The 15,210-nt window shown below is 65.2% G+C and carries 17 protein-coding genes; 8 read left to right on the top strand and 9 right to left on the bottom strand.

The genetic code is table 11. The annotated features are described in order from the left end of the window. Window positions 1-102: 102 nt before the first annotated feature. The 4 genes from hslU to hslV form a co-directional block, all read right to left on the bottom strand. Window positions 103-1,407: an ATP-dependent protease ATPase subunit HslU gene (hslU, locus tag BRA1417_RS0104635; RefSeq protein WP_027514815.1), complete on the bottom strand. Its 1,305-nt coding sequence runs from the start codon at window positions 1,405-1,407 to the stop codon at window positions 103-105. Between the two features lie 52 nt (window positions 1,408-1,459). Then, a complete protein-coding gene (locus tag BRA1417_RS0104630; RefSeq protein WP_027514814.1) occupies window positions 1,460-2,077 on the bottom strand; it encodes a DUF2585 domain-containing protein in 618 nt (205 codons plus the stop codon). Further along, window positions 2,074-2,559, bottom strand: a complete 486-nt coding sequence (locus BRA1417_RS0104625) for a GNAT family N-acetyltransferase (RefSeq protein WP_027514813.1) — start codon at window positions 2,557-2,559, stop codon at window positions 2,074-2,076. The genes BRA1417_RS0104630 and BRA1417_RS0104625 overlap by 4 nt, the downstream gene beginning before the upstream one ends. A 182-nt stretch (window positions 2,560-2,741) precedes the next feature. Next, a complete protein-coding gene (gene hslV / locus BRA1417_RS0104620) occupies window positions 2,742-3,302 on the bottom strand; it encodes an ATP-dependent protease subunit HslV (RefSeq protein WP_027514812.1) in 561 nt (186 codons plus the stop codon). 201 nt (window positions 3,303-3,503) lie between these two features. Here hslV and hisB point away from each other — a divergent pair, with 201 nt between their 5' ends. The 8 genes from hisB to BRA1417_RS0104580 all read left to right on the top strand — a co-directional run bounded on the left by hisB (window position 3,504) and on the right by BRA1417_RS0104580 (window position 8,603). Then, entirely contained in the window at window positions 3,504-4,097 is a 594-nt protein-coding gene (gene hisB, locus BRA1417_RS0104615) for an imidazoleglycerol-phosphate dehydratase HisB (RefSeq protein WP_027514811.1), read from the top strand. A gap of 64 nt (window positions 4,098-4,161) precedes the next feature. After that, window positions 4,162-4,692 carry a DUF2628 domain-containing protein gene (locus BRA1417_RS0104610; protein ID WP_027514810.1) on the top strand — a complete coding sequence of 177 codons (531 nt, stop codon included), beginning with the start codon at window positions 4,162-4,164 and terminating at the stop codon, window positions 4,690-4,692. Beyond that, window positions 4,689-5,339: an imidazole glycerol phosphate synthase subunit HisH gene (gene hisH / locus BRA1417_RS0104605; RefSeq protein ID WP_027514809.1), complete on the top strand. Its 651-nt coding sequence runs from the start codon at window positions 4,689-4,691 to the stop codon at window positions 5,337-5,339. Before BRA1417_RS0104610 ends, hisH begins: the two co-directional genes overlap by 4 nt. Next, on the top strand, window positions 5,327-6,067 hold the full coding sequence (hisA, locus tag BRA1417_RS0104600; protein ID WP_063628375.1) for a 1-(5-phosphoribosyl)-5-[(5-phosphoribosylamino)methylideneamino]imidazole-4-carboxamide isomerase: 741 nt from the start codon (window positions 5,327-5,329) through the stop codon (window positions 6,065-6,067). Before hisH ends, hisA begins: the two co-directional genes overlap by 13 nt. A gap of 10 nt (window positions 6,068-6,077) precedes the next feature. Then, window positions 6,078-6,854 carry an imidazole glycerol phosphate synthase subunit HisF gene (gene hisF / locus BRA1417_RS0104595; RefSeq protein ID WP_007604055.1) on the top strand — a complete coding sequence of 259 codons (777 nt, stop codon included), beginning with the start codon at window positions 6,078-6,080 and terminating at the stop codon, window positions 6,852-6,854. Window positions 6,855-6,954: 100 nt separating this feature from the next. Then, complete coding sequence (locus BRA1417_RS0104590) at window positions 6,955-7,281, top strand: phosphoribosyl-ATP diphosphatase (RefSeq protein WP_007598445.1); 327 nt, start codon at window positions 6,955-6,957, stop codon at window positions 7,279-7,281. Window positions 7,282-7,301: 20 nt separating this feature from the next. Beyond that, window positions 7,302-8,258, top strand: a complete 957-nt coding sequence (gene coaA / locus BRA1417_RS0104585) for a type I pantothenate kinase (RefSeq protein WP_027514807.1) — start codon at window positions 7,302-7,304, stop codon at window positions 8,256-8,258. A gap of 105 nt (window positions 8,259-8,363) precedes the next feature. Beyond that, entirely contained in the window at window positions 8,364-8,603 is a 240-nt protein-coding gene (locus BRA1417_RS0104580) for a hypothetical protein (protein WP_027514806.1), read from the top strand. Between the two features lie 61 nt (window positions 8,604-8,664). Here BRA1417_RS0104580 and BRA1417_RS0104575 read toward each other — a convergent pair whose 3' ends face one another. The 5 genes from BRA1417_RS0104575 to BRA1417_RS0104555 form a co-directional block, all read right to left on the bottom strand. Then, window positions 8,665-9,723 carry an AI-2E family transporter gene (locus BRA1417_RS0104575; protein ID WP_027514805.1) on the bottom strand — a complete coding sequence of 353 codons (1,059 nt, stop codon included), beginning with the start codon at window positions 9,721-9,723 and terminating at the stop codon, window positions 8,665-8,667. A gap of 55 nt (window positions 9,724-9,778) precedes the next feature. After that, window positions 9,779-10,414 (bottom strand): histidine phosphatase family protein, encoded by a 636-nt coding sequence (locus tag BRA1417_RS0104570; protein WP_027514804.1) that lies wholly within the window; start codon window positions 10,412-10,414, stop codon window positions 9,779-9,781. 101 nt (window positions 10,415-10,515) lie between these two features. Next, window positions 10,516-12,741, bottom strand: a complete 2,226-nt coding sequence (locus BRA1417_RS0104565) for an ATP-binding protein (protein ID WP_027514803.1) — start codon at window positions 12,739-12,741, stop codon at window positions 10,516-10,518. Between the two features lie 140 nt (window positions 12,742-12,881). Continuing rightward, a complete protein-coding gene (locus BRA1417_RS0104560) occupies window positions 12,882-13,349 on the bottom strand; it encodes a hypothetical protein (protein WP_027514802.1) in 468 nt (155 codons plus the stop codon). A gap of 98 nt (window positions 13,350-13,447) precedes the next feature. Next, window positions 13,448-14,986 carry a YifB family Mg chelatase-like AAA ATPase gene (locus BRA1417_RS0104555; RefSeq protein ID WP_027514801.1) on the bottom strand — a complete coding sequence of 513 codons (1,539 nt, stop codon included), beginning with the start codon at window positions 14,984-14,986 and terminating at the stop codon, window positions 13,448-13,450. Window positions 14,987-15,210: the final 224 nt, after the last annotated feature.

Here is a 15,210-nt window from a genome sequence, read left to right as displayed (position 1 = left end):
GAGCCAAGGCTGGAGCCGCTATCTTTTCCAACAATAACTGCCGGTGGTTATGGTCCCGGCCTTCGCCGGGACGACGGCGGATAGATAGCGGACTGGCAGGAATCACAAAATGAACCGACTCAGATCCGCGTTATTGGCGAGGTCGCCGACGTGCTTCTGCACGAAATCGGCGTCGACCCTGACGGTCTCGCCGCTGCGGTCGGGGGCGGTGAAGGAGATCTCGTCCAGCACCCGCTCCATCACGGTCTGCAGCCGCCGCGCGCCGATGTTCTCGACGGTGGAATTGACGGCGACCGCGACGTCCGCAAGCGCGTCGATCGCGTTGTCGGTGATGTCGAGCGTGACGCCCTCGGTCTGCATCAACGCGACGTATTGCTTGATCAGCGAGGCCTCGGGCTCGGTCAGGATGCGGCGCATGTCGTCGCGGGTCAGCGCCTGCAGCTCGACGCGGATCGGCAGGCGGCCCTGCAGTTCCGGCAACAAATCGGACGGCTTGGCGACGTGGAAGGCGCCTGAGGCAATGAACAGGATGTGGTCGGTCTTCACCGCGCCGTGCTTGGTCGAGACCGTGGTGCCCTCGATCAGCGGCAGCAGGTCGCGCTGCACGCCCTCGCGCGAGACGTCGCCGCCGGCGCGGCCTTCACGGGCGCAGATCTTGTCGATCTCGTCCAGGAACACGATGCCGTTGTTCTCGACCGCACTGATCGCCTCCAGCGTCAACTGATCGCCGTCGAGCAGCTTGTCGGATTCCTCGTTGATGAGGATCTCGTGCGAGCTCTCCACCGTCAGCCGCCGCGTCTTGCTGCGGCCGCCGAGCTTGCCGAAGATGTCGCCGATCGAAACCGCGCCCATCTGCGCGCCGGGCATGCCTGGGATCTCGAACATCGGAAAGCCGCTGCCGCCGCCTTGCGTCTCGATCTCGATCTCCTTGTCGTTGAGTTCGCCCGCGCGCAGCTTCTTGCGGAAAGAGTCCCGCGTTGCGGCGCTCGAATTGGCGCCGACCAGGGCGTCGAGCACGCGCTCCTCGGCAGCGAGCTGCGCGCGTGCCTGCACGTCTTTGCGCTTGCGCTCGCGGACCTGGGCAATCGCGACCTCGACGAGATCGCGCACGATCTGCTCGACGTCGCGGCCGACATAGCCGACCTCGGTGAATTTCGTCGCCTCGACCTTCAGGAACGGCGCGTTGGCAAGCTTGGCGAGCCGCCGCGCGATCTCGGTCTTGCCGACGCCGGTGGGGCCGATCATCAAAATGTTCTTCGGCAGCACCTCTTCGCGCAAGGAGCCTTCGAGCTGCTGCCGCCGCCAGCGGTTGCGCAGCGCGATCGAGACGGCGCGCTTGGCATCGGCCTGGCCGACGATGAAACGGTCGAGTTCGGAAACGATTTCGCGGGGAGAAAAGTCTGTCATGGGACCTTAGCTAGGGACAGATGCGGGGCGGGACAAGCCGCTTTTTTGGCCGTCAGATGATCGGCGGACCCGATTGCCATTGTTTCACGGCCTCGATCGGATGGATCAGCATCAGGATATTGAGCGTCAGATTGTCGCGAATATGGAGCGCCAGCATGATTTCGAAGACGAGCCCGAGCAGGACGGTCACCGATACGGGCAGCAGGCGCGCGGCGAGGAAGCCCACCATCATGGACAAATTGTCAGAAACCGAATTGACGATGCTGTCGCCGAAATAATCCAGCGAGATCGTTCCGGCGCGGTAGCGTTCGATGATGAAAGGCGAGTTCTCGACGATCTCCCAGCCACCTTCGATCAGCATCGCGATGATCAGCCGCGCGGGCCAGGACAGAGACACGAACGGCAGTCGCGCGAACAGCAGCCAGGTCAGTCCATAGAACAGGAAGCCGTGCAGGATGTGCGAGAAGGTGTACCAGTCGGCGATGTGCTGCGAATTTTCCGAGCTGTTCACCACGCCATGCCACAGCTTGACATAGCCGCAGGTGCAGATCGGCACCCGGCCCATCGCAAGCAGAATCGAGGCCTGCAGCGCCAGCAGCAGCAGCGCGATGCCGACCCAGGCGAGCGGCGGAAACGCGGCCTTGCTCCCGTGCACACTTGTCAGCGTCATGCCTCGCGCACCATCAGAAGTGCCGGCCCGTCCGGCGTCTCGACCATGCGCTCGCGGACAAAGCCGGCCTTCTCATAGGCGCGCACGGCGCGCGCGTTGAGCGGATCAGGATCCGTGACGATGCGGGGCAGCCCCTGCCGCAACTGCGCGTCGGCGAATTGGCGGATGAACGCCGAACCGTGCCCGCGCTCGATCATATCGTTTTCGCCGATGAACTGATCGATGCCACGGGTGCCCTCCGGTTGCGGCCCAAGACTTGTATTCCAGGCGGTCAGGCGGTAGCATTGAAGATAGCCGAACGGCTTGCCGCCGGCCAACACGATGAACTGGTCCATTGCCGGCTCGTCGAGATCGCCGCTCACGAGCGCGAACTGCTCGTCCGGATCGCCCCACCACGCCTCCACATGTGCCTCGCCGAGCCATCGCCGGATCAGCGGCAGATCGGCCGCGGTCATCGGGCGGAAGATGTAGGCGGGGGTCATCTAGCGGCCAGGGCGGTGCGGCGCTCCCTCTCCCGTCTGCGGGAGAGGGTTGGGGAGAGGGTGTTTCCGCAATGGGACAGTCCCCAAGAGGACAGAATCCTCACCCGCGCCTTCGGCGCGACCTCTCCCGCAAGCGGGAGAGGTTGCAGCCAGTCCGGAGGTCCGCTGTCCAGCCACAAGTCCTACCCGGCCGCCAGCGCTTCGACGGTCACATTGCGGTTGGTGTAGACGCAGATGTCGGCGGCGATGTCGAGGGAGCGGCGGACGATGGTCTCGGCGTCCTTGTCGGTGTCGAGCAGGGCGCGGGCGGCCGCCAGCGCGTAATTACCGCCGGAGCCGATGGCCATCACGCCGGCTTCGGGCTCCAGCACGTCGCCGGTGCCTGTCAGCACCAGGGAAACGTCCTTGTCGGCCACGATCATCATGGCTTCCAGCCGTCGCAAATAACGGTCGGTGCGCCAGTCCTTGGCGAGTTCGACGGCGGCCCGGGTCAATTGCCCCGGATATTGCTCGAGCTTGGCTTCCAAACGCTCGAACAGCGTGAAGGCGTCGGCGGTCGCGCCGGCAAAGCCGCCGATGACGTCGCCCTTGCCGAGCTTCCGGACCTTCCTGGCGTTGTGCTTGATCACGGTCTGGCCGATCGAGACCTGGCCGTCGCCGCCGACCACCACCGTGCCGCCCTTGCGGACCGTCAAAATCGTGGTGCCGTGCCAGCCCGGCGAGCTGTTTGGGGAGTCCTGCATGAATGATCCTCGTTGTCCGGGCTGATTTAGGCGGTCGGGGCCAAGGGGACAACTGGCGCACAACGGGCCGCTCCGGGCCCAATTTCGCTCACCATAGGCAGAAGTAGAGGCCCGGCCAGCCGTTCCCGCAGTAGCGAAGGCGTCATTTGGCTGTTAAAAGACCGGCGTTTTCGGCCCGAACGAGGATGAAAGCTAATTTTGATGCGCACCGCGACGATCAAGCGCAAGACCAAGGAAACCGACATCGAGGTCACCGTGAACCTCGATGGCGCCGGCGTGTCCAATATCGCGACCGGCATCGGCTTTTTCGACCATATGCTCGATCTCCTCGCCCGCCATTCCCGCATCGACCTCACGGTCAAGGCGGTCGGCGATCTGCACATCGATCATCACCATACTACCGAAGACACCGGCATCGCGCTCGGCCAGGCCCTCAAGCAGGCGCTCGGCAACATGGCGGGCATCACCCGCTATGCCGGCGTGCACATGCCCATGGACGAGACGCTGTCGCGCGTCGTCATCGACATCTCGGGCCGCCCGGTCCTGGTGTTCAAGGTCGACTTCCCCCGCGACAAGATCGGCGAGTTCGACACCGAGCTGGTGCGCGAGTGGTTCCAGGCCTTCGCCATGAACGCCGGCGTGACTCTTCACGTCGAGACCCTATATGGCGATAACAGCCACCATATCGCCGAGTCCTGCTTCAAGGGTCTGGCGCGGGCGCTGCGCACGGCGGTCGCGATCGACCCGAAGGCGGTGGGCGAAATCCCGTCCACCAAGGGCTCGCTCGGCGGCTGACATTCCGGGCCGGCGGCGCGCGCCGTTTGCGGTATCACTGAATTCCTAGGAACGGGGCATCGTCATGTCCGTCTACACAGTTCATGCTCCCTCTCCTGCCGGAGCCGATCTGCGCGCGACCGACAAGTTCGTCTTCGTGCGCGACGGCTTCCATTTCTGGGCGATGATCTTCGGACCGTTCTGGCTGCTGTGGAATCGGCTGTGGCTGGCGCTGGTCGGCTGGCTGATCTTCGTTGCCGCCTTCAACGTCGGGCTGTCCAGCCTCGGCGTCGGCCGGTCGTCGATCTTCTTCGCCGACATCATCGTCGCGCTCCTGATGGGATTCGAGGCCTCCAGCCTGCGCCGCTGGACGCTGTCGCGCGGGAAATGGCGGCAGCTCGACGTGGTGATTTCCGACGACGAGGACACCGCCGAGCGCCGCTTCTTCGAGCGCTGGAGCCAGAAGCAGCGCGGCATCGTCAACGATCAATGGGCCGTCGATCGCGGCGGCCCGCCGCCGACCCGCAACGTGCCGGGTCAGCAATTCTCAAATCCGCCGCCGATGCCGGCAGGCGGCATCATTGGTTTGTTTCCAGAACCGGGAGGGTCAAGATGAGCGTCGCCATCATCGATTACGGTTCCGGCAATCTGCATTCGGCCGCCAAGGCGTTCGAGCGCGCCGCGCGCAGCATGGATAACCCGCAAAAGGTGTTCGTCACCAGCGATCCGGACCAGGCCTACAGCGCCGACCGTCTAGTGCTGCCGGGCGTCGGCGCCTTCGCCGATTGCCGGCGTGGGCTTGATGCCGTCAACGGCATGGTCGAGGCGATCACCGAAGCGGTGCGCGTCAAGGCGCGGCCGATGTTCGGCATCTGCGTCGGGATGCAGCTGTTCGCCACCCGCGGCAAGGAGCATGTCATCACGCAAGGGCTGAACTGGATCGGCGGCGACGTCGAGAAGATCACGCCGCGCGACGAGAGCCTGAAGATCCCGCACATGGGCTGGAACACGCTCGATGTGCTGCGCGAGCATCCGGTGCTGGACAAGCTGCCGCTCGGCCCTAAGGGCCAGCACGCTTATTTCGTGCACTCCTACCACCTCAACGCCGCCAACGAGGCCGATGTGCTCGCGCGCGCCGATTACGGCGGGCCTGTCACCGCGATCGTCGGCAAGGACACGGCCATCGGGACGCAGTTTCACCCCGAGAAGAGCCAGCGCTTTGGTTTGGCCCTGATCTCGAACTTTTTGCGATGGAAACCGTGATTCTCTTTCCTGCGATCGACCTCAAGAACGGCCAATGCGTGCGCCTCGAGCAAGGCGACATGGCGCGCGCGACCGTGTTCAACCTCAATCCCGCCGCGCAGGCGGCGAGCTTTGTTGCGCAGGGCTTTGAGTATCTCCACGTCGTCGATCTCGACGGCGCGTTTGCCGGCAGGCCGGTGAATGCGCAGGCCGTCGAGGCGATGCTGAAGACGATCACGATTCCGGTGCAGCTCGGTGGCGGCATTCGCGATCTCGCGACTGTCGAGGCCTGGCTCGACAAGGGCATCACCCGTGTCATCATCGGCACCGCCGCGGTGCGCGACCCCGAATTGGTGAAGGCTGCCGCCAGGAAATTCCCCGGCCGCGTCGCGGTCGGGCTCGATGCGCGTGACGGAAAGGTCGCGGTCGAAGGTTGGGCCGAGACCTCGCAGGTGACGGTGCTGGAGATCGCACGGCGTTTCGAGGATGCCGGCGTCGCCGCCATCATCTTCACCGACATTGCGCGCGACGGCCTGCTCAAGGGCCTGAATCTCGATGCAACCATTGCGCTGGCGGATGCGATCTCGATTCCCGTGATTGCCTCCGGCGGCCTCGCCTCGATCGAGGACGTCAAGGCGATGCTGACGCCGCGCGCGAAAAAGCTCGCCGGCGCGATCGCCGGCCGCGCGCTTTACGATGGCCGGCTCGATTCCGCTTCCGCCCTCACCCTGATCCGCGCCGCGGCCTAGGAGACCTCCGATGTTCAAGGTGCGCGTGATCCCCTGCCTCGACGTCAAGGACGGACGGGTCGTCAAAGGCGTCAACTTCGTCGATTTGCGCGACGCCGGTGACCCCGTCGAAGCGGCGATCGCCTATGACGCTGCCGGCGCCGACGAGCTCACCTTCCTCGACATCACCGCGACCCATGAGAATCGCGGCATCATGCTGGACGTGGTCCGACGCACCGCTGAAGCCTGCTTCATGCCTGTGACCGTCGGCGGCGGCGTGCGTGAGGTCAACGACATCAAGACCCTCCTGCGCGCCGGCGCTGACAAGGTCTCGATCAACAGCGCCGCGGTGTCACGGCGCGAGTTCGTCAAGGAAGCCGCCGAGAAATTCGGCGGGCAGTGCGTGGTTGTCGCGATCGACGCCAAGCGGGTCAAGCGCGCCGGTGGCGGCGAGCGCTGGGAGATCTTCACCCATGGCGGCCGCAACTCGACCGGCATCGACGCCATCGAATATGCCCAGGAGGTGGTCTCGCTCGGCGCCGGTGAAATCCTGCTCACCTCGATGGACCGCGACGGCACGCGGCAGGGTTTTGACATCCCGCTGACCCGGGCGATCGCCGACAGCATTCCCGTTCCCGTGATCGCCTCGGGCGGCGTCGGCAATCTCGACCACCTCGTCGACGGTATTCGCGACGGCCACGCCACCGCCGTGCTGGCTGCCTCGATCTTCCATTTCGGGGAATTCACCATCCGCGAAGCCAAGGAGCACATGTCCCGGCGCGGGCTGCCCATGCGCCTCGATGCCTGACGACTCCCGTCCGTAAAAATGCTACATGATCGGCGGGGACCGGCTTATCCCGCCGGATAGACGGCCAATACCGGCCGAGGCGCGTTTTCCGAGTATTTGTATGCCGCGTTTCACGATCCACGATCTGGCCGAGACCATCGACGCCCGCGCGGCAGCGGGTGGCGAGGCGTCCTATACCCGCAAGCTCCTCGACAAGGGCGCCGAACATTGCGCCAAGAAGTTCGGTGAGGAGGCAGTCGAAACCGTAATCGCAGCAGTCGAAAACGATCGCGCGCATCTGATCGCCGAAGGCGCCGACCTGCTCTATCATTTCCTTGTGCTGCTCAAGGCCCGCGGCGTAAAGCTGGAAGAGGTCGAGGCCGCATTGGACAAGCGGACCAATATGTCAGGGTTGGAAGAAAAGGCGTCGCGCAAGGGCGGCAGCTAGCCGAGGTGGAGAGTCGCGTCATGGATATCCGCGCACCCGAGCAGCAGTATAATCCGTACCGCGTCTACACGCGCGAGGAGTGGTCGCGTCTGCGCGACGACACGCCGATGACGCTGGAGCCCGGCGAGTTCGACCGGCTGCGCTCGCTGCACGACCGCCTCGACTTGCAGGAGGTCGAGGACATTTACCTGCCGCTGTCGCGCCTGCTGTCGATCTATGTCGATGCGATGCAGCGGCTTTATTACGCGGAGCGCCAGTTCCTCAACATCCGCGACCGCAAGATGCCCTACATCATCGGCGTCGCCGGTTCGGTCGCGGTTGGAAAATCCACCACGGCCCGCGTGCTTCAGGCGCTGCTGGCGCGCTGGTCGCCGCGTCCCAAGGTCGAGCTGATCACCACGGACGGATTTCTGTACCCGAACGCCGTGCTGGAGCGGCAGGGCATCATGCAGAAGAAGGGCTTTCCGGAGAGCTACGACCTGCCGCTGCTGCTCAGCTTCCTCTCCGACATCAAGGCCGGCCGCCGCCATGTGCGCGCGCCGGTCTATTCGCATTTGACCTACGACATCGTGCCGAACCAATGGGCCGAGATCGACCAGCCCGACATCCTGATCGTCGAGGGCGTCAACGTGCTGCAGACCGGCAAGCTGCCGCGTGACGGCAAGGCCGTGCCTGTCGTGTCCGACTTCTTCGATTTCTCGGTCTATATCGACGCCGATGAGGCCGCGCTGCGGCAGTGGTACATCAGGCGCTTCCTGTCGCTGCGCGACACCGCGTTCACCAACCCAAAATCCTACTTCAACCGCTACGCGCTGTTGTCGGACGAGGAAGCCACCGCCACCGCCATCGCGATCTGGGAGCGCACCAACCTCGCCAATCTCGAGGACAATATCCTGCCGACCCGCCCTCGCGCGACCCTGATCCTGAAGAAGGGCGCCGACCACACGGTGTCGAGCGTGGCGCTCAGGCGGCTGTAACTGCCTTGATGAACGTAGCCCTTGTTAAATTTCGGGATGAGTATCTTTTGTTGCAGACCGGCGAGGGGTATTTGGTTATGGCTTTCGGAAACGCACACGGGCCCCATGGTTGATCGTCTCAGAAGCGCTGCCGAGCAGCTGGAAGCACCCACCTGCCCGGACTGCCATATCGAGATGAAGTGGTTCCGTTCCGAGCTGCTCGCGGACGAGCCGACCCCGATCATCGCGCACCTTTTCGTGTGCCCGCATTGCAAGCGCGCGGCCCAGGCAGACACCAAATTCAAGGGCACGCCAGCGCCGCCGGCCAAGCTGTCCGCGCCGCGGTTTGCTGCTCACGCCGCATAGCATTCGAGGGTGGCCGGATTCGGCGCTCGGCTGACCGCGGGATCGTAACTCGATATGACGATCATTTCCGGACCTCCTGTGGCGCTTTCGAGCCGATGAAGATGTGCCACGCCGTGAGAAACATCGCGGCGACGAGTGGGCCGATGACAAACCCGTTCGCTCCGAAAGCCGCAAGGCCGCCTACGGTGGCGAGCAGCACGACATAGCTCGGCATTTGGATGGACTGGCCGACCAGGATCGGGCGGAGAAAATTGTCCGCAAGACCGATCACGAAGATCCCGAAGGCGAGCAGAATGATCCCTTTCGTGACTGAGCCTGCCACAAGCAGGTAGAGCGCGACCGGAACCCAAACTAGCGCAGAGCCGAGCACGGGCAGAAGCGAGAGCAGCGCCATCAGGGCGCCCGCCAGCAGCGGCGCAGTCAAGCCGAGCAGCCAGAAAATCAGCCCGCCAAGCGCTCCCTGAATCAGGGCAACGAGAACGATCCCCTTGATCGTCCCGCGAACCGCGAGGGTGAACGCATTCAGAATCTCGGTAGTGTGGCTCGGCCGCAGCGGGAGCGCGTCGCGGATCCGTGCGTTGAGCTCGTCACCATCGCGGAGCAGGAAGAACAGCAGGTACAGCATCACGAGCAAGCTCGCGACGAACTCCAGCGTCAACTGACCGATGTTGATGGCGTGCCCCGCCAGCTGTTGGCCGGCAGGCACGACCAGACTCGACAGACGTTCCTTCAGGGCCGAAAAATCGATGCCGGCCAGGCGATCCGACAGGGACGCAGCCCAGGCGGGCAGCGCGGATTTCAGCTGCTGCAGGGGATGAGCGAAACTGATCTCCCCGCTTTGAGCGCGCTGATACAGCTCCCCACCCTGATCGATGAGCGAGGCAATGACGACCGCCACGGGGATGAGGACCATGACGATCACGACGACGACGGTGAACGATGCGGCAAGGTTGCGCCTTCCCGGAAGGCTTTCCAGGGCGCGTCGATAGAGCGGTGCAAAGATGATCGCCAGAAGCGTGGCCCACAACAACGCGCCGGAGAACGGCCAAAGCACCCACCCGAACGCAAGGGAGATCGCGGCAAGCAAGATAAGGAATGAGCGGTCTTCCGATGTTCTCACGTGTTCGCCAGCCCTTCTGTTGCCCGAGCATGATCCGGACCTGATGTCCGGGCCGTCACTTGTCTGCTTTCGCGGTCCAGTCGGCAAGCTTGATGCGCCCTGCAAAGGTTGCGGGACCCGAGCTGCCGGCCTTGTAGACGAAAGCTTCGCCTTCCTGAACGTCCCCGGCATCCTTGCCGAAAGCATCGGCGATGTTGGTCTTGTGGGTGACCAGGACGGTGTTGGTGCCGGCCTTGGGCGGCGCATCGACGAGCTGCCGGACGGCCTGGCCCGCCTTTGCATTGGCACCAGTCGGATTTGCCATGCCCGACGCACTTGCGTTGCTGCTGTCCGTCAATGCGTCGACTGGCTTGACCTCGCGGCCGGAGATCAGTCTGCCCGCCTCGATCGCGCGGTTCAGCCGGCTGGTGTAGACGTCGCCGATCGGGATCGCGAACTCCTTGATCGCCGTCCCGATCTGGCGCGCCATGTCGCGGCCCTTCTCGCTGAGCTGACGCTGGGCACTCATGTCGTCGAATTTGAAAGGGTAGACATCCTTTTGGCTGTCGTCAGTGGCGGTGTGGCGAAACACCAGCACGTAACCGCCTTGCTTGAGCGAGGCGATCAGTTGCGAGCTATCGGCCGCGGCCGCGGTGGCTTGAATGGAACCACAGAGAAGGATCACGAAGGCGAGGCGGTACAGCACGTTCATGCGAAATCCTCTGCTTAAATGCCCCAGAGGATGGTGACGCGCGACGCGGTCGATTTCAATTGTCGATCGCCGTCCGAGATCGGGTTCCCAAGAAGTCCGGATCAAACCGCCAGCTGCCGCGCCGCCGCCAGTCCGGCCAGCGCCTCTTCCAGCTTCTCGCGATCGAGCGGCTTGATCAGAAACCCGTTCATGCCCGCTTCAAAGCAGGCATAGCGATCTTCCACCAGCGTATTGGCGGTGAGCGCAAGGATCGGCGTGTGCTGGCCGCCTTTGGCCGCCTCATGCGCACGGATGCGGTTTGTCGTTTCGATGCCGTCGAGCTGCGGCATCTGGATGTCCATCAGCACGAGATCATAGGGCGTGCCGGCCGATGCCGCGCCGAGCCAGGATTCCAGCGCGGCCTCGCCATGGACGGCGATGACGACACGGTGGCCGAGTTTCGTCAGCAGCGAGCGCATCAACAGCGCGTTGATCTCGTTGTCCTCGGCGACGAGAATTGACAGGCCTTTCGCCGGTGCCGTGCCGGTGGATGGGGCCGACGGCTCCGGCGCGAGATCGGGCGAGGCGACCTCCGGGGGCAGCGCGAGGCGTGCGGCGAGTGAGGCCGCGCGCAGCGGCTTCACCAGGAAGCCGGTGAAGGCCGGCGAGAGCTTCTCGTGGCGCGAGCCCGACGTCAGCAGCACGAGGCGTTGCGTCGCATGGCTGCGTGCGGCTTCGCCGAGGCGGTCGGCAATGGCAGCGCCGAGCGCGCGATCGATCAGCACCGAATGCCATGAGCGTTCCGGCAGCAGCGCTTCCGCCACCGCCGCGTCCGTCACCATGCAGGTCTGGCCGCCCCAGCGCTCCAGCCGCCGCGCGATCAGCGAGGCCTCGATGCCGTCGGCGATCAGCAGGATCGACTTGCCTGCGAGGTCGGGACTCGGGAATGCCGTCTGTTCCGCGCCGACAGCGGATGACGCGAGCGGGACTGCGACCTCGAAGGTCGAACCCCTGCCCGGCTCGCTCGTAAGTGTGATGCGGCCGCCCATGCGCTTGACGATGCGCTCGCTGATGGCGAGACCGAGGCCGGTGCCGCCATAGGTGCGGGCGACGCGTTCGTCGGCCTGCTCGAATTCGCGGAAGATGCGCTGTTGCGCGTCGGCTGCGATGCCGATGCCGGTGTCGCGCACCAGAAAACTGATCTCGTTCGGCCAGATACCGGGCTCCACGATCAGCGCCACGCCGCCGCTCGCAGTGAACTTGATGGCGTTGCCGGCGAGGTTGAGCAGCACCTGGCGCAGCCGCGCGGCGTCGCCGACCACCTCGAGCGGCAGCCGCTCGTCGACATAGGCGGCGATCTCGAGCTTCTTTGCCTGCGCGCGCGGCGCGAGCAGCTCGGTGATGTCCTCGATCAGGGCCGAGAGCGCGAAGGGACGCTGCTCGAGATCGAGCTTGCCGGCTTCGATCTTGGAATAGTCGAGCAACTCCTCGATCAGCGCCATCAGCGCTTCACCCGAGGTCTTCACGGCCCTTGCGTAGGTCGACTGCTCCGGCGTCAGCGTGGTGTCGAGCAGCAGCCCGCCCATGCCGATGATGCCGTTGAGCGGCGTGCGGATCTCGTGCGAGGCCATCGCCAGGAAGCGCGATTTGGCCCGGTTGGCGGCGTCGGCCTGGTCGCGGGCGTCGGACAGCGCACGCTCGGTCTCGGTGCGGTCGGTGACGTCGCGTCCGACGCTCTGCAATTCGGCGGGCTGGCCGGCGTCGAGGCGGACATAGCCTTCGCGCCAGGCGATCCAGCGCGCGCCGAGGGGGGTTGCGATCTTCTGGTCGTGAATGCGCGTGCCGTTGCTCTCGCGCGCGCTGTCGCCCTGCTCCAGCACATCGAAATCAAAGCGCGTGCCGACCAGCGCGCCGCGCGCCTGTCCGGCAAGCGCGCAATAGGCCTCGTTGGCGAAGGTGATGCGGCCGCTTGTGTCGCGCAGCACGATCAGATCGCCCTGCTGTTCGAACAGGCTGCGCGCGCGTTCCTCGGCCTCCTTCAGCTCCCAATTGCGATCGATCAGCGTTTCGTTGTGGGCAGCCAGCGCACGCATCCGCTTGTTGACGAAGCGCAGGCGCATGCTGAGTGTGGCGAGGCCGAGGCAGGCGAGCGCGAACAGGAAGCTGACGCCGATCGCAAACGCATTGGGATCGTAGCCGGAAGTCTCGGACCGGCTGCCGGAGACAAAGCCATAGGCGCCGCCGAAGGTCGCCGAGAAGATCATGAAGGAGCGGATCGCGAAAGCGCTTCTGGGGTACTGTCGTCTGAAGCGGCGCACGCGCACCTTGATCCGGAATGTCCGATCCATCGCCACCGACCCGACTCTTTTCTTAAAACGCTGTACTCGCTGTAAACGACGATGTGCCGCCGACCTTGCGAACAGTTTGAGGTGTCGCGACCGCTTCCGAACAGGGTTGACGAGGTGTTAACGGCGCAGAGCGAGGCGGTTCAAAGCGAAGCGGCCTGGAGATGGCGGTGGCCGCCGTGGGCGCCGACGATCAGCGCCGCCGCCTCGCGCTGGGAGAAGGTCTTCGAGCGCACATAGACGCGGTAATCCGCCGGCCCCTCGCTGGAGAGATAGATCACCTGACCGCCGTCGACGGGCTGCGCGGCAATCGAGATCAGGCGAGTCGAGGGATTGGCCTGGCAGGACTCCGATTCCGACCCGAGGCCGTCGTCGACGACCGCGAAGTCGGCCGCGTCCGCATCCTCGGTGATCTGAACCCGCACCGTGGCGCGCGCGGGATCATCGGTGAAGGCGACATGCACGCCGGCGGTCCAGAACAGCGACGTCAGCTCGACCGAGGTGTCGCCGAGGGCGATGCAGGGATGCGAGACCGATCCGATCTCACTGCGGGCAAACACCGCGGCCGCCAACAGGGGAACAACCGAGGCCAGGATCTTGAAACGCAACATGACACGCTACTCGCCAGGCCCTGTACGGGAACTGATGGGCCTTATGGTTTGCAGAGCGTAAAGGAAACTCGTTACCGCCGGGTTGATGCGCGGAATGATCACGCCAACTGGCGCACATCCTCCGCGAGTGCGCGGTAGGACAGCGCCTCGGCGAGATGCAGCCGGCCGATCCTGTCGGCGCCGTCGAGATCGGCCAGCGTGCGCGCCACCCGGAGCACGCGGTGATAGCCGCGCGCCGACAGCCGCATGGTCTCGGCGGCGTCGCGCAGCAGCTTCTGGCCTTGCGCATCCGGCTTGGCGATCTCCTCCAGCACCGAGGCCGGGGCTTCGGCGTTGGTGCGAACCTTCGGCAGGCCGGCATCCGCGTAGCGCGCGAGCTGGATGTCGCGGGCGGCGGCCACGCGCGCGGCGACTTCGGCCGAGCCCTCTGCCGGCGGCGGCAGGATCAGGTCGGCGGCGGTCACCGCGGGGACCTCGATGCGCAAATCGATGCGGTCCATCAGCGGCCCCGAGATGCGGGCCTGGTAGTCGCCGGTGCAGCGATCGATGCGGCCGCGCTTGCAGGCATAGCCGGCCTCGAACGCATTGCCGCAGCGGCAGGGATTCATCGCCGCGACCAGCATGAAGCGCGCGGGATAGGTGACGCGGTGATTGGCGCGCGGCACCGAGACCTCGCCGTTCTCCAGCGGCTGGCGCAGCGAATCCAGCACGCGCGGATCGAATTCGGGGAGCTCGTCGAGGAACAGCACGCCCTGATGCGCGAGCGAGATCTCGCCGGGCCGTGCGCGCATGCCGCCGCCGGTGAGCGCGGCCATGCTGGCGGAATGATGCGGCGATCGGAACGGCCGCCGCGCCGTCAGCGCGCCGCCCTCGATCTCGCCGGCAACAGAGGCGATCATCGAGACCTCGAGCAACTCGCCCGGTGACAGCGGTGGCAGGATCGAGGGCAGGCGTGCCGCCAGCATCGATTTGCCGGCGCCGGGCGCGCCGATCATGAGCAGGTGATGGCCGCCGGCGGCCGCGATCTCCAGCGCCCGCTTGGCGCTCTCCTGGCCCTTGATGTCGCGCAGGTCGAGCGGCGAGCTTGCTGCTTCATGCACCTTCGGCACGGGCCGCGACAGCACCTGCGTTCCCTTGAAATGGTTGGCGATCTGGATCAGCGAACTCGCGGCGATGATCTGGATGTCCGGACTTGCCCACGCCGCTTCCGAGCCGCAAGCTGCCGGACAGATCAGCCCCTCTTCGCGCACATTGGCGCCGATCGCGGCGGGAAGAACACCGGCGACCGGTGCGATCGATCCGTCGAGGCCAAGCTCGCCCAGAACAGTGAAGCCGGTCAGCGCATCCGGCGGGATCGCGCCGATCGCCCCCATCAGCCCAAGCGCGATCGGCAGGTCATAATGGCTGCCCTCCTTGGGCAGATCGGCGGGCGCGAGATTGACGGTGATCCGCCGCGCCGGCAGCGCCAGCCCCGAGGCGATCAGCGCCGAGCGGACCCGCTCGCGCGCCTCCGACACCGCCTTGTCCGGGAGACCGACGATCGCGAAGGCCGGCAGACCCGGCGCGACCTGCACCTGCACGTCGACCGCACGGGCCTCGATCCCCTCAAAGGCGACGGTAGAAACCCGCTGAACCATGCCCGAACCAGCCTGCCCTTTTGCACAATTAGGGGTAGCAGAGCGGGCCGGCTCTTGCAAGAACAATACAGGAACATACTCAGGGGCCGGGAGGCCTTAACTGATCCTAAACACGACGAAGACACTACGCCTCGAATGCAAGCTGCTCTGCTCAGCACATCCCAACGAATGTCCGCTACTCCTAGGGTGCGGGATGGGCCGTGGTCTAACGGGTGAACAATTCA

The sequence above is a fragment of the Bradyrhizobium sp. WSM1417 genome (assembly GCF_000515415.1).
GTDB lineage: Bacteria > Pseudomonadota > Alphaproteobacteria > Rhizobiales > Xanthobacteraceae > Bradyrhizobium.
The sequence above is the reverse complement of the archived record's forward strand: the minus strand, read 5'-3'. Positions and strand labels throughout refer to the sequence as shown.